Source organism: Gemmatimonadaceae bacterium (assembly GCA_035533015.1).
Classification (GTDB): domain Bacteria; phylum Gemmatimonadota; class Gemmatimonadetes; order Gemmatimonadales; family Gemmatimonadaceae; genus JAGWRI01.
In genome coordinates, this window is sequence record DATLUQ010000035.1 from 1 (window position 1) to 14,966 (window position 14,966).

Genomic DNA, 14,966 nt, shown 5'->3' on the forward strand with positions numbered 1-14,966 from the left:
CCGATGGTGGTCAGCGCGATCACCTCGATGAACCCGCGGCGCTCCGTGGGGTGGGGGCACCCGTCACCCGGGATCAGCGTCCCCCAGGCCCCACACCCCTCGCACCTCTCTACCACCTGGGGATGCAGCGCCAGCGCCCAGACCGGCGGATCCAATCCAGCGTCCTTCCACGCGGGCAGGACCCTGGAGATGATCGAGCGCATCTCCGCGACCAGGCTAGACGTCATGGCGTCGGGCCGGAGCCGGTCCCGTAGAGCCGCAACTCGCGACGACTGCCGCGCCCGGACGGACCGGGGACCGCGCGGCGGCCACGAGCGCAATCGGCCCACGTGTACGGTCACGAGTCACGGCGACTCGCGGCCCCGATGATTGTGATCAGAACCGCGGCCACGGCGATCCAGGCCCCCGCGGCGGCCCCGGACGGGCCGTCGATCCAGCCCCCAATTCCATATCCAGCGGCAATGGTCGCGACGACGAGGGCCACCGCCGCGACGGCGGCGAGGAGGCCTAGTGCCAGGCCGCCGATCACCATAAGAATGCTGCCGACGGCTCCCGCGAGCACCTCTATCCCGCTCCAGAACCCGCCGAGTACCCAGGCCAACGCCTCGAGCCAGAGAGGATCTTCAGGTGGGGGCGCGGGGGGGAGGGCGGGCGGCTGGCTGGTTCGGATCCCGGCGCGCTCCCACCTCAGGGCCCCGTTCTCGTAGTACGCGCGCTCGATGACGCGCTCTTCCGACGAGGGGTCGCCGGGGCGGTCAGGCGGATAGGGCATGGGCGATTTCATGGCGCCAACACCATACGGGGACTCGCCGGCTCGCCGATGTGCATGCCTATCACTGGCACATTTTTCGACGCCGTGCGACGGACGACGCGATGCCCGGCGCGGCCAGCCATGCCAGAAGTCCTTGCCACACCGCAATTTGGCGACCGCCAGCCTCGGGGAACCGTTCCGTCGGTCCCCCGGCCCATGGCTACAGCACCCCACCCGGCCGTGTAGCCAGCCACATCGAGGCCGACCGCGCCGTCAGGGGGCCGGGGACCCCGGCTCGCGCGTACGCGCTCTCTGTCGGGATCTTCAATCGATGCGGATGGGGCAGTTCGCCATACGGGGGCACGGAATGGATGTTGACGGCGATCGGTCGGCGTGGCTGGCCTGACGGCCGCCGCTTCCCGCGCTTCCCGCCGGAATAGTGCCACCCCCGGAACCACTCGCGAACCCGCTTCTCCGCGAGGTCCGCAGGGACGTCCGCCGCAACGAGCTCCAGTTCCAGCGGCCGGAATTCCGCGAAATGGGACAGCGTGGCGAGGCCGCGGCAGACGCGGCGAAGCCCTCGTGTCGATCGCACCGGGACCAGGAGTCGAACGTCGCCGGTGCCGGCGTGGACCAACGCCCACACCTTCAGGCCGGGGTCCCGTACCCGGGACAGGAGATCATACTCCTGCGCCCCCTGGCGTCCGAGGCGCGCCCGGGCGGCCTTCAGGGTCAGGTCTCGCAGGCGCGGCCAGGCCTCGGCCCACCGGACGAAGGTCCACCCCGCGGCCTCGCGGATGAGCGCCACCTGCGCCAGTTGCATCAGGTGCGCCTCGGATACGCGGGCCGCAATCGGCCGGGCGGGCGGCAGCTCGGCCCAGCCGGCGCGTGTCAGCGTGACCACATGTTGCGACCGGTGGCCGGTCCATGCCGTAAGCGGGTGGCGCTGGAGCAGCCCCTGGGCGACGAGGCGTTGGACGACCCGGAAGCCGTGGCTAGCCGAGACCCCGTCGTACAGCCAAAAACGATAGAGCAGCTGGCGCTCGGTCACCGCGCCGTGGATGCCCACCCACGTCACGATCGGCACCCTGAAAATCGAGAATCCGGTCCCGAGAAAGGTCGGCGTCCGGGCCGCCGCCGGAAACAGAGGCAGCTGGAACGGGTCAGGGTGAGTTGCTGCGCGTTCGGTGGGCATACGAGCAGCGTGGAGGGCCAGAGGGACCCGCCGCAACAGGGACGCCCGCAACAGGACGAGTGATCCGCCCATTCACCACGCGGGGCCGTCGCGCGCGGCCGGAAACTCGGCCCGTCCGGGCATGGCCGCCGCCCACACGATAGAAGGGCGAGGCGGCACGCGGCAACGGCTACCGGTCAGGGACGCGCCGCCAGTACATGGAGTAGGCCGACGGTCGCGCCCCCGTGGTGCGCCAGTCGCCTGACCTCTGCAAATGCGCGCGCCAACGGCGCGTGCAAACGCGGGACGATAGGGGGTGGCTGGGCGAGCTTGTCGCGGGAAGAGCTCGACGCCTATCCCCTCGCATCGGAGCGCAGCCACGGACCGGTATCTCTCATGGGTTACGCGCTCGCCACTCTCAAACACCAATGGAGGACTCCGACATGGCCGGCGACGCCATCGCATGGTGCGCAGCACACGGGTACACCGACCAGGGCAACGTGCTCAACCGCATGGGCGACCACATCGCGGACCTCGCTGAACAGGACACCCGCCGCGGGTTCGTGGTCTTCGAACCCGCGGTCGACGGATTGGACGACGAGGGTGAGGAATGGGCCGGGCCGCTGGTTTGCGAGGCTTTCGCCTTCCCCGACGCATCCGTTATCGCCATCGTTCCCTACGGATGGCGGGCTCTGACGCCCGCGGACATGACGAAGCAGTACGCCCACTTCATGTGATCCCGCCCCACAGAGGTTGCCGGGGGGAAGGACTCAGGCGGGTGCCCGGGCGCCTCACGTCCTGACATTGGCACCGCCGGGGTCCGGCTGGTCGCCGGGGTCCTGGCGTCCTTACTGATGATGACTCATGACTGCACCCACTCCCCCGGAACGACGAGATATTTAGCGCAGTGCACTCGATCGGCAACACGACGCTTCCGTCCTTCTGCCCGCCGACACGTCGCTCAGCCAGCGCAACCGCCTGATGAAATTGGACTCTTCTGGGTTCCTTGGGGTCGATGAGCGCATCAGCTCGGGCGCGTCATGCCCTGGGGGCGGCATACACGAGAAACGATAGCGGGCCGAGCCGGAGATGGCGGAGGCCAGCTGGCTGCGGCGAGGGATCCCAGGGCGATCGGGGCCGCGATTGCTAATCGACCCAGCGGTGACAGGACCTGAGCGAGCGGCGACGCCGGGCCGTTCCAACGACGGCGCGCCGCAATAGGCACCGGCGGCGTGTAGGCTCAGCCTGAAACTGGCAAGGACACGTGTTCGGATTCAAACAGCTTGCCACCGTCACTGAGGCTGAGCCTCTGTAGGCAGTAGAGCTGCCAGTAGCGACGCCACACGTCCTCTGTCGCGGGGAGGTAGGCGACGTCAAGCTCCATCGCCTCGGCCGCTTGACGGTTTATGACCTTCCCATGCGTCAGCCAGTGGTCAGTATCGATTAGCTTCGCTGCTACCGATGTGTAGTTGCCTTTGTCCCGAAGCATGCCTGTCTTGAGCTGGTCCTCAGCGAGTTTTTGAGAGCGCCTATGGACGGCTTCAAAGAGCTTCAGAGTGCCGGGATCGAGCTTGTCGAGCATCATTCGAGCGACGGGGTCCGTCGGGTTGGCCCGGAGTGCCTCGGCGTGCTGTCCGTACGCGTCGAGGTAGCTCTTCACCGAGTGGGCCACACGATTGCCGTTCGCGTCTGCCACGACGATTTGCGGGTCGATGGGCCCTAGCTCGGACGTGTCACTCATCACGATGCAATCGGCGCCAATCGCCATAAGCGTGCCGGCACTCTTCGCGAAGTCCGGCACGATAACGCGAAGTCGCCCATTCCCGACCCAGTTCCGTAGGAGCGTGACGAGTTTCTCAGCGGCATCGATGTCCCCACCGCCCGTGTGCAGCAAGAGGTCGATGTTTGAGCCCCTCTGGACGTTGTGAACCAGGTCTGCAAAGAAAACGACGTCGTCGCGGTCGATTGATGACCGCGGACCGCAGACGTAGCAGAGGAGACAATTCCCCTCGACTTCTTGGATTTCCCTTATGCGCTCCTGACGGTGATATCGGGCCGCATGAATTGCCTGATACATCGGCGTCTTCGCCGGTCGTGTGGAGAGCGGCGTACCGGCGTCCTCGCGACCCTCGGTCAATGGTTCTCCTCTTGGCCCAGGGGGCAAGGCCGACCCCTCTTGATTCAAACCCATTTGACCCGTCCGCTCGTGATAAAGAAATGGCACCGACCAACTGGCCCCAAGGCATCGATGCTTGGTGAGATCGACAGTTTACGTCCATGAGCGAGGCGCCATACTGGCCGGCGACGCTCATCAAGATTCACTAGAATGCGATGATTGTTGCGGCAAGGGCAGTCAAAGCTCAACCACTTCGGCGTCTTTCGGTCTCCGACAAGAACCGCGGCCCGCGGCGGCAGGCGACCCGGTACGTCATCCGCGGCTTCGACTACGCCGACGACCCGCCAGGACCACCATGGCCACCACTCCCAAAAACGCAGTCTCATTGCGACCACGTTTGCTCGAGAAACGGTGTCGTGATCCCAAGTCCCACCTTGCCGGCAGCCTCATGACAATAGTGCCCAATTCGCGGCTCGGCGCGATTTGTGGAGATCTCCCGCTCGTGCATCCGAAGAAGAACTTCGCTCGGTCGCGGGCTCGGACCATAACCAATAAGGCGCTCCAGCAGCTCGCAAATTGCCGCGGCCGCCACGGCAGTGGTGAAGCTAACCACAGCGGGCTCTACGCCTCCGAGTGCAGGAGCGTACCCCTCTTCAGCTCGTCGCTTCCGTTCGTCGGGCGTCAGAAGCTCCGACGCTGCGCGCCTCAGATTGATCCGTCCACGACACACGAGACACGCCTGCCCCGGTACCAAAGTAGTAACGCGCCCGTCGATCCCGGCCACTCGTGAATGAGCATCTGCACTAAGAAGGACGCCGCAGTCAATGACGGGTAGCATCATGTATGTGGCAAGCCGCGATAAGACCAGCCGGCCTGCATTGTCATCGGTGCACCCGAATAGGACGTCGCAATCAGTCAACGACTCTGCCGTCGATTGGACGCAGATGCTCGAACGAAGCTGATCGACCTGGACCGAAGGATTGATGTCGCGCAGATGAGCTCCGACAACTTCAACTTTGGGTGCGCCTACTTGCGCAAGCGTCGAACCATAGAGGCGTGTGACGTTCGACGCGGTCAGCTCATCCGGATCCACGAGGGTGAATTGACGCACACCTAATCGAGCCAATTGTTCGGCAACACTCGATCCAGTACCTCCGCAGCCGATGATGCCCACTCGTAGCTCGTCAAGCGTCGCCTGCATGGCGGGCCCGAAGGCTCGAATGTTGCGATCGAACATGGCGTGTTCAGAGCGCTGGTGCCTTTCGAACGATGATAGAGCCTGGAGTCGGTCGCCGACGACCTGGATCCGATCGAGTGCCCATCTAGTGTCATCGGACGACCAAATACTACCAGTGAATGAGAGTGTGTCCGACGTGGGCGCGATGACCATGCTGACGTAGTACGGGCTGCCCGTGCGCAGTCGAAAAACGTCAATCAGCTCCGAATCAACATCGTGGTCGTGCCGACTGGGGACGGGTCGTGAGCCAACTCCAGGGTGAGTGTGAAGCCAAACGGCGGCGGCTTGCATATTCGCGGCTTCGCCAAGCGCGTGCACATAGCCCGAGGATCGGATCGAGAGGCCATCGGCCTCCCGTCGAGCGTACGCATCCTCGTTGACCCAAAGCAGCCGGCGCCCGAGCAAACGAGGCCCGGACTTCGTGCTCACGACAGATGCCAACAGAACTCCTGCGGTTTCTACGGGAAGCCGCGCGGCGCGATTCAGCTCGGCGAAGATGGCGTCGCTCACGACTAGCGTTGAGGTCATTGAACGCATCGAACCAGCTCTCGTCGGATCAATGCGACGAAACTCTCGAGCGTGTCGATCCCTGAGCGCCATTGACCTGTGCTGAAGTGTCGCGACCAGCGTTGCCAAGTGCGACCAAGGTGATTTTCAAACGTGTCAGCCGCCTGGATCGGGCGGCCGTCGGCGCGGCGCAGCGGCGGATCGAACCACCACATGTCAGGAGGCACGTCGGGATAGCCGGGGTTCAAGCGCAGGAGGAGATCCGCGCGCTCCCGGTCATAGCCGAGTGGCACCTGAAAACCAGCCAGCACAACGCACGTCATGTTCGCTTCAATCGCGACGCGGTGTTCGATAATCCGCTCACCAAGGTACTGGAGATCGATTGCCGGAAGAGTCATACGGTCCTAACCGACGTATCGGCCTGGATTGATGTGTGCGGGGGCAGTGAAAAACCGGGCCCCGTCGCGAATCTCAACAACGGTCCCGTCGTCGATCTTTCGATCCGCGCCGCCGGGCACCACTTCGAAGAGATCTCGATCCTGAGAAATCGGCGGAGTGGGCAGTTGTCGCAGTTCCGTCCCCGTCATTGCCGACGCGGTGACTGTGTAGTGCACACGATCAATCTGAATTTGACGGCGTTCAGGTTGCTTCTCGTGATCCGCGGTGACCATCTCGACTCTCCTGTTCGGTGGCGTGATACCACGGTATCATAGACGTTGACAGGAACGGTGTCAAGGTGGTAAGGTATCACGCATGAAACCAGCCAAGGCGATGACTGTTAGACTCTCCCCCGAACAGGCAGAGGCGCTAGAAACCGTGGCCGCGGTCGATGATCAGCCGATTGCGGAGGTGATCCGGGCGGCAATCGCGGACCATATTGAGAAGCGCCGACGGGACCGCCGATTCCAAGACAGCCTTGAGAAGCGGATTCAGCGGGCCAGCCAAATGCTCAACAAGTAGGCTAGCGAGTTCGGAGCGCGTGGTCGGTCTGGCAACTCGACTCGAGGGGCCTGTATCAAATGGGCAGTTCCCCCGGCGGGGCGCGCCCCCGCGGGTAGGACCAGTCCGACCCCCGAAGACCGACACCTTCCCTCGTGCCGAAGGCGCACCTGCTCTTGCCGGTCAGCGCACCAGATGTCTGATAGCGCTGAATGGAATTCAGTGGTCACTCCTCCGCCGTAGCCTGCGCAGAAACTGTAACGACAACTGATCGGAGCGGAGCCGATGGATGAAGCGGCTCAACGCGGAGCTGCAGCGCCTCTTGAGTGGGGCTCGCCTCAACGTTCCCGGCGCAGGCGGGGAAAGAGCGCACTCATTCCGACCGCAGCGTGTCCACCGGGTTCACCCGCGCCGCCCGCAGCGCGGACGGGATCCCGGCGAGCACGGTCGCCGCAAATACGAGTACCACTGAAGCCGCTAGGAAGTAGGGTTCCTGCTCGTCGAATCCGAACAGGAACTTCGCGATGAACTGTTCGCCCCAGTTGGCGACCAGCAATCCAAGGGCGATTCCGAGGAGCGCCGTGGCGTTTCCGTCGCGCAACACGTACCTGATGATGTCGCTGGCTCTGGCGCCGAGCGCGATGCGGACGCCGAATTCGCGACTCCGGCGCTCGACGCCATAGGCCGCCACGCCGTAGACCCCGATCAATGCGAGCAAGAGGCCGATGGCGGCGAAAGTCGCGAAGAGCGACGCGATGAAGTCATGGCTCACCTTGGCCGCGTCGAGTCCGGTGAAGTCGCCCCAGGTGGTGAGGATGGACCGGCCGCCCGGGTGCGCGGCGGCGATCAGGGGCGTGAGCTGCGCCACTTCGCGGCTGGGCGCCCCTCGTACGCGGATCGCGTACTCGCCGAAGCTGCGCGGCGCGGCGAACGACGTACTGTTGGCGATGAGGACCAGTGGCCGTTCGCACGGCTCGTCGATGCCACAGTCCACGCGGAAGAGCATCGGCCGGACCACTCCTACCACCCGCATCCACGGCTGCCCATTCTCCGTGGGCCCAAAGTGAATCAACTGTCCGATGGACGAGCTGTTTGGCCAGAGCCAGCGTGCCGCCGTCTGGTCCAGGATCACCGACGGGACGGGGCCACCCTCGCCGACTTGGAAATCCCGCCCCTCGACCAGGGTGGCGCCCAGCGTCTTGAGGAACTGCGGATCCACGAAATAGGTGGAAACCGAAGACTGAATCGGGACCCTCGGCTCGGTGCCGTCCAGCCGCGCCACGTGCACGTCGCCGGCGAGCTGCGCCTGCCACACCACCGACGCGGAAACCACGCCGGGCATGGACCGGATGCTGGACAGGTCGGCGGAGCGTTCGGCGGTGAGCGCCCTGGCGTTCGCTCCGGTCGGCGACGTCTGACCGTGCAGGACGGCACTGGGCCCGGCCGGCACCGCCCGGTTCTCGGAGATGAATCCCGCCACGAGATGGCCGGCATTGTACCCGAGGCTCAGGAACTGGAGCCGCCCCGCGGCGGCGGTGAGCAACGACGCCGAGACGCCGAGCGTGAGCGCGGCGGCCACCTCTACGACGACGAGCAGACGGAAGCGCGCGCCCCCCACGGTGACGGTCCGGCTTCCACCACCCTTGAGTAGCGTTCCGACGTCGGCGCGGCGGAGGAGCAGCACGGGAGCGACGCCGAACACGACCGCCGCCATCACCGTGAGCCCCACGCCAGCAGCCACGACGCGCCAGGAGAGTTGCGGCTCCACGAGCCCGAGGCCCAGCAGATCGGCGGGGAGCGAGGCCGCGAGCAGGTGGATGGTCCAGAAGGAGAGAAACAAGCCGGCAAGACCGCCCGCCGCGGCGACCAACCCGCTCTCGGCGAACAGGAGGCGCGCGGCCTGCAGGCGCGTAGCTCCGAACGCCATCCGCGTGGCCAACTCCCGACTCCGTGACATGCCGCGGGCGAGGAGCAGATTGGCGATGTTGGCGCACGCGATGAGGAGCACCGCGAGCGTTGCCCCGCCCAGCGCCAGCGGAAGGCCGCCCACCTTGGCGTGCAATGGAACCTCGGGGACGAGTCCGATGCTCGCGCGATCAGAGTGGTTTGGGTCGATACTTCGCGCGATCGGCTTGAGCTCGGCCATCGCTTGCTGTCGCGTGATGCCTGGCCGGAGCCGGATCAACGCGAAGCGCCCCACGGCGGCGAGGGGGCGCGTGGCCACGAAGAGATCAACATCGGCCGGGGCGCCGGCGTGCGGCTGGAGCACCCCGGTGACCGTGTACATCACGTTGCTCACCGTCACCGTGAACGGCGCGAACGTCCTATGCGCACCGTCGAGCCGGGTCCACAGTCGATCGGCAATCACGGCCAGGTGGCGGTCTTCGGCTGTGGCATCGTAGAACAACGCGCCGCGCTCGGGCCGCGAGCCAACAACCTTGAAGTAGTTCCCATCCACATGGAGCGCGGCGGCCTGCATCGCGTGTCCGCCGATGATGACCGGGCCCGGGGCGACGAACGGCCAACCTCCCGCCCATCCGGAGACTCCTTCGTACGTGCGGCCCGAGTCTCCCAGCGCACCTCGTAGATCCAGCCCCTTCATGTGCATGACGCCGGGCGTGTTGAATACGCCCATCATGAGTTGCTGCGGGTGGGGAAACGCATACGTCGGATAGAGCAGCGCGTCCACGAGGGCGGACATTGTCGTGTTGGCCGCAATCGCCAGCGCGAGGGCCATGATGCTGAACGTGGCGAACGCCTTGCTGCGGCGCAGCGTGCGCAGAGCTATCCGGAGTTCCATGGCCGTTGGAAGCATTCGCCAATGCTCATGCCCGGCCGGGACACGGTCAAGAGTGCGGGATGGGGCGCATGACGCCAAGGCGGCACGGTGCGGTAATCGCGGGCGGGGCGGCTAATGACTCCAAATAGCCACAACGCAGCCACAATAGCTTAGTATGTCAACCTCACGCACACTGCACAAGATACGTGGTGACAATTTGTTACGGTTTCTCCAGGCGAAGATGAAAGCACCCGCTTTCAAGACCGGTGCAATAGCCGTTCTGCCAGCCCTCCCACGGGGTCCAATCTAATGAGAGGGACGTCGACTGGTCGAGCCGCCACCCGCCGTCCGTCACCCGCCGTCACGCGACGCATGGTGGCCGGTGCGGCTTGAAGCCCGTATGTTGGTGGGCGCTGGGCGGTGGGTTCCCATCGCCTGACATCTCACGGCGGACTGACATGGGCGAGATCGAGACGCTGACCGCGGCCTTGGCTGGCCACTACGCCATCCAGCGCGAGATCGGCGCCGGCGGCATGGCCACCGTCTACCTCGCCCACGACGTGCGCCACGATCGCGACGTTGCGATCAAAGTCGTGCATCCCGATCTCGGCGCAGTACTCGGCGGCGAGCGGTTCCTGGCCGAGATCAAGACCACGGCCAAGCTGCAGCACCCGCACATCCTGCCGCTGCTCGATTCGGGAAACGCGAACGGGCTGCTGTTCTACGTGATGCCGATGGTGGCCGGCGAGTCGCTGCGCCAGCGGCTCGATCGCGAGAAGCAGCTCCCGATCCCCGAGGCCGTGCGCATCGCCGGCGAAGTGGCGAGCGCGCTGGACTACGCCCACCGCCACGGCGTGATTCATCGCGACATCAAGCCGGAGAACATTCTACTGCACGACGGGCAGGCGCTGGTCGCCGACTTCGGGATCGCGCTCGCCGTTCAGAGTGCGGGCGGCGCGCGCATGACGCAGACGGGACTCTCACTCGGGACGCCGCAGTACATGTCACCCGAGCAAGCGATGGGTGAGAGGAGCATCGACGCACGCAGCGATATCTACGCCCTGGGCGCCGTGACGTACGAGATGCTCGCGGGCGACGCCCCGTTCACCGGGTCGAGCGTGCAGGCAATCGTGGCCAAGGTGCTGGCCGAACGCCCGACGCCGCTCCATACGCTGCGCGACACGGTGCCGCCGGCGGTGGAGCACGCCGTGCTCACGGCGCTGGCCAAACTCCCCGCCGACCGGTTTGCGACGGCCGCGGAGTTCGGTCAGGCGCTGAGTGACGATGCAGTGGGCGCCGCGGGTCACCGGCGGCGCGCGCACCCGGCATCAGCCGCCGGCGCGGGCGCTGCCCGCCGGGCGCGTTGGCTGCAGTGGGCCTGGATTCCCGCGGCGCTGATCGGCGTGTTCGCCGGCACGCTGCACCGCCCCAGGGGCGCCGAGCCGGAGCCGCCGCTGCGCGCCAGCCTCCTGCCGCCCACCGGGTGCGACTTCGGCGACGTGGCCACCAGCAACCTCATGCAGCTCTCCCCCGACGGCGCCGCGATGGTGTTCGTGGTGCGATGCGCTGGCGCGCAGTCGCTCTGGATCCGCACCCTCGCCACGGGCGCCATGCGCGCGCTCCCCGGTACGGCGAATGCCATCTATCCGTTCTGGTCGCCGGACGGACAGAGCCTGGGCTTCTTTGCCGACGGGAGGCTCAAGCGCATTGACCTCGCGAGCGGCGCCATTCGCGATCTGGCGCCGGCGTTGAATGGACGTGGTGGAACGTGGAACCGCGATGGTGTGATCCTCTATGCGCCCGACCTCAATACGTCCATCTATCGCGTGTCGGCGGCCGGCGGCGATGCGCGACCGGAGACCTCGAAGCCGGCCGGCGAAGCCCGGACATACCGGCTGCCATATTTTCTTCCCGATGGACGGCACTTCCTGTTCGTAGAGGGCGGTGGCGTCGGGCAGGCCGGTGCGGAGGTCGTCGGCGAATTGGGTTCGAACCGGACACGGCGCCTGCTCGATGTGCCGTCGAACGTCGCCTTCGCAGATGGCCGGCTCTTCTACGTGCAGGATGGCGCGCTCTTTGCTCGGCCGTTCTCCCCCGGTACCGCGACGTTCTCCGGGAGCGCGGTCGCCGTCGCGCCCGGGATCGAATCGTGGCCGTTCAAGTACATCGGCAACTTCTCGCCGGCCGGCGACCTTCTGGTCTATCGAGGGCCGTTGGGGCGCGAACGCCGGATGGTCTGGTTCAACCCCGCCACGCAAACGCAGGTGGCCGTCGTACCGCCGGGGCCGTACGCGTACGTCGGCCTGTCACCCGACGGCCGTCAGATCCTGACCGAGCGATCGGAGCCCGACAGCCCGCTGGTCGACGTCTGGCTCTACCAACTGGCGGCGCAGCGCTGGACTCAATTCACCACCCACCCCGACGTCTACTACGCGGCGGCGTGGTCTCCGGATGGCTCGCGAATCGCCGTGCAGCCAGCTGGCGATACCGTCACGCGCATCGTCTCGGTGGACCAACGCCCGATCACCAGTTATGCGTCGGGACTCACGGGCCCCGGGTTGATCGACACGTGGTCGCCCGATGGTTCGTTCGCGGTGGGAACCCGCCAGGTCACGGCCACCGGCTTTGATCTGATCCGATTCCGGTTCGCCGCGCAGCCCGCCGGACCGGAGGTGCTGCTCGCCGCGCCGGGCGATCAGATGAGTCCTCGTATTTCTCCCTCCGGCCGGTTGCTTGCCTACCTGTCAAATCAGACTGGCGACTGGGAGGTCTACCTGACGGCCTTGCCCGATGCCGACGGGCAACAGCCGGTGTCGCAGAACGGAGCCTGGTCGGCGGGCACGGGCCAGGCCGATCCGCTCACCTGGAGCCGCGATGGACGTACGCTTTATTTTGTCGACGCAACCCAGCACCTGATGTCGGCCGCGGTCGCGGCCGGTCCGCCGGTGCAGATCGGGCGTCCCACACCAGTTCCCGGCGCGCCGGTGGGCGTGGTGAGTCTGAGCGCGGCACCGGACGGACGCCTGCTGCTGCTGTACGACGACAACCAACATCCCGTGCCGGCGACAGTGATCGCCAACTGGCCGGCGATACTGCGTAGCCGCTGATTTTCCGGGCCCGCCGAATCCGACCATGGATTGGCCCGCCGGGCACTCGAGTCTCTGGGTCCGGCTATTCCGCTGCCAGCGTGTCCACGGGGTTCGTCCGCGACACTCGCGGGGACTGCGGCATTCCGGCCACGCGGTAGACCTCGAGCCGCGCCGGGAAGAGGACGACCGTCGTGAACGACCCGGATGGCCTACCGACAATGGGTTGCCGCGCAGCATGTGCAAATGCTCATACTCCGGTCGCTCGCTTTCAAGACTGGCGCGGCGGCGTGCCGCGGAGTGCGGACGTGGGCGACGGCGGGAGCGGTGGTGGGGGAAGGGCTTCCAATAGCCACATTCGTGCCACAACGGTCGGACCGGGCCGGACTGTGGAATCGGCACAACCGCCCAGGTGGAAACGGCTTGCACGATCGGCACCGCGTCAAATCACGGCCGCTTTCAAGACCGGTGCAATAGCCGTTCTGCCAGCCCTCCCAAGCATGTCAGATCGCGGGGGCGTGACCGGATGCCACACGCCTTGCCGAGAGATCCTTCAAGAGTGAAAAGACGCCAGTACAGCCAGCCATCCCCCGAGTCCCCGTCCTCGGAAAGCACCCTGGTGTCGAGTGCCCCTAGGCGGCATGTTGGCGATGCCTATGCCGATTACCGAGGACTTCCGAAACGGGCTTGCTGACCGCTACCGCATTGAGCGTGAGCTCGGGCCCGGGGGAATGGCAAATGTGTACCTCGCTCGTGACCTGAAGCACGACCGCGACGTGGTCCTCAAGGTGCTCAAGCCGGAACTCAGCGAGGCATCCGATGTAGCGCGCTTCCTCGCGGAGATCCGCATTACTGCGAGCCTCCAGCATCCGCACATCCTCACGCTGATTGACTCGGGCGTGAGCGCCGATATGCCGTACTATGTGGTGCCGTACATTCAGGGTGAATCCCTGCGGGACCGGCTGGATCGAGAGCGCCAGTTGAGCCTCACTGACGCGGTTGCCATTGTGAAGCCGATTGCGGCGGCCCTCGACTATGCACATGCACGTAATGTTGTGCATCGCGACGTAAAACCGCACAACATTTTGCTGCAAGACCGGGAAGCAATCCTGGCTGATTTCGGCATCGCCCTCGCGGTCCAACGCGCCGGAGGCAAACGGCTCACGGAATCTGGCTACGTGCTCGGGACTCCGGAGTACATGAGTCCGGAGCAGCTTTTGGGAGATCGCGACCTCGATGCGCGTAGCGACGTGTATTCGCTCGGAGCGGTGGTCTATGAGATGCTGGCCGGGGAGCCACCGGCCAGGGGCGCGAACTGGCAGGCCCTCGCCGCACGCGTGCTCAATGCCGTGCCCACCCCGTTGCATCTTGTGCGGAGCACCGTGCCGATCGCTGTCGACGAGACCGTGGCGCGATCTCTCGCCAAGACGCCAGCCGACCGGTTTCAAACTGCCGGTGAGTTCGCGATCGCGCTGGAGGCAGCGTCTACTGAGAACCCGGCGGCGCTCCCCCGCACGGTCCCACTAGCGCCCCCTCCTGTCTTGCGTGTGCGCCGCCGCGGTGCGCTGGTTGCCATGGGCACCTTAGCCTTCTTTACAGCGGCGCTTTGGTTTGCTCACCGACCAACCCGGGCAAACGAGCCCCCAGGAGGTAAGCCGTATTTGCACCTCACGGTCGATGGGTCGCATGGGCCGGTGCTGCTTGATCCTTCTGACGTGGAGTACACCTACTCATGGACATCCGAAGGGACTACCAATGGGGTCTGCGAGATGGTGGCTCCCGCAACCTCCGGCATCATGGCTTCTGGCAGCAACAAGGTCGTCCGCGGCAACCCATTCTTCCCGGCTGCCGGAACGAGTATGCAAATTGCGATTACGTGCCCATCCATCGATGGAACCGTGCTGGCAGACGCAGTGACTGTGACGGTTGCTGCCGTGCGAGGGCCCACCGTGCTGCTCACCGTCCATGGTTCGGGTGGCCTGAGTGCTTCGAATGAGGGCTCGGTCGTGCTCGATAGTGGTGACACGTATGATTACGCTTGGGTGGCGCGACATGCGCAATCGTGCAAGTTAATCAGTCCGCAAGGCGCCCCCATGCAAGCGGCAGGCACGGTACTGCGGGTTGGACCTGGAGATCCGATGTATCCGAAGGACGTCAACAATCCCCTGATGCTGACAATTGAGTGTACGGACGGTAAATGGGTAGACCTGCAATGGGTTCGCATACTCCTCGCACCGCCGCGGCACTGATTCGCCGGATCGTCCCTTCATGATTTAGACTTGCACACCGATGTTGATCCAGTCGTTCTGTCCCAGCCTGAATTGTGGCCTGTGTCCATAAAACTGATCCGCTCCAGAGCGTCAGTTTTGCAGAGTGG

Annotated in this window: 12 protein-coding genes; 4 read left to right on the forward strand and 8 right to left on the reverse strand. The window is 65.5% G+C overall.

The genetic code is table 11. From position 1 onward, the window contains the following. From VNF92_06905 to VNF92_06915, 3 genes are all read right to left on the reverse strand, one after another. Positions 1-227: hypothetical protein (locus VNF92_06905; protein ID HVA57599.1), on the reverse strand; the 227-nt coding region annotated here is incomplete at its 3' end. 110 nt (positions 228-337) lie between these two features. Beyond that, positions 338-772 (reverse strand): hypothetical protein, encoded by a 435-nt coding sequence (locus tag VNF92_06910; protein ID HVA57600.1) that lies wholly within the window; start codon positions 770-772, stop codon positions 338-340. 199 nt (positions 773-971) lie between these two features. After that, entirely contained in the window at positions 972-1,838 is an 867-nt protein-coding gene (locus tag VNF92_06915; protein ID HVA57601.1) for a hypothetical protein, read from the reverse strand. Between the two features lie 530 nt (positions 1,839-2,368). Here VNF92_06915 and VNF92_06920 point away from each other — a divergent pair. Beyond that, entirely contained in the window at positions 2,369-2,662 is a 294-nt protein-coding gene (locus VNF92_06920) for a hypothetical protein (GenBank protein HVA57602.1), read from the forward strand. A 503-nt stretch (positions 2,663-3,165) separates the two neighbouring features. On the opposite strand, the gene VNF92_06925 is transcribed toward VNF92_06920, so the two are convergent. The 4 genes from VNF92_06925 to VNF92_06940 form a co-directional block, all read right to left on the reverse strand. Beyond that, positions 3,166-4,062, reverse strand: coding sequence for a hypothetical protein (locus VNF92_06925; protein HVA57603.1), 897 nt, complete (start codon positions 4,060-4,062; stop codon positions 3,166-3,168). Positions 4,063-4,423: 361 nt separating this feature from the next. Next, positions 4,424-5,788 (reverse strand): ThiF family adenylyltransferase, encoded by a 1,365-nt coding sequence (locus VNF92_06930; GenBank protein HVA57604.1) that lies wholly within the window; start codon positions 5,786-5,788, stop codon positions 4,424-4,426. A 14-nt stretch (positions 5,789-5,802) separates the two neighbouring features. Beyond that, positions 5,803-6,183: an E2/UBC family protein gene (locus tag VNF92_06935; protein ID HVA57605.1), complete on the reverse strand. Its 381-nt coding sequence runs from the start codon at positions 6,181-6,183 to the stop codon at positions 5,803-5,805. Between the two features lie 6 nt (positions 6,184-6,189). Then, positions 6,190-6,456 carry a multiubiquitin domain-containing protein gene (locus VNF92_06940; GenBank protein ID HVA57606.1) on the reverse strand — a complete coding sequence of 89 codons (267 nt, stop codon included), beginning with the start codon at positions 6,454-6,456 and terminating at the stop codon, positions 6,190-6,192. An 82-nt stretch (positions 6,457-6,538) separates the two neighbouring features. Between VNF92_06940 and VNF92_06945 the strand changes: the two genes are divergently transcribed. Further along, complete coding sequence (locus VNF92_06945) at positions 6,539-6,745, forward strand: ribbon-helix-helix protein, CopG family (protein ID HVA57607.1); 207 nt, start codon at positions 6,539-6,541, stop codon at positions 6,743-6,745. Positions 6,746-7,097: 352 nt separating this feature from the next. Here VNF92_06945 and VNF92_06950 read toward each other — a convergent pair whose 3' ends face one another. After that, on the reverse strand, positions 7,098-9,539 hold the full coding sequence (locus VNF92_06950) for an FtsX-like permease family protein (GenBank protein HVA57608.1): 2,442 nt from the start codon (positions 9,537-9,539) through the stop codon (positions 7,098-7,100). 422 nt (positions 9,540-9,961) lie between these two features. Here VNF92_06950 and VNF92_06955 point away from each other — a divergent pair, with 422 nt between their 5' ends. Both VNF92_06955 and VNF92_06960 read left to right on the forward strand, forming a co-directional pair. Beyond that, on the forward strand, positions 9,962-12,610 hold the full coding sequence (locus VNF92_06955; protein HVA57609.1) for a protein kinase: 2,649 nt from the start codon (positions 9,962-9,964) through the stop codon (positions 12,608-12,610). Positions 12,611-13,245: 635 nt separating this feature from the next. Beyond that, positions 13,246-14,838, forward strand: coding sequence for a serine/threonine-protein kinase (locus VNF92_06960; protein HVA57610.1), 1,593 nt, complete (start codon positions 13,246-13,248; stop codon positions 14,836-14,838). The last annotated feature ends 128 nt before the right edge of the window (positions 14,839-14,966 follow it).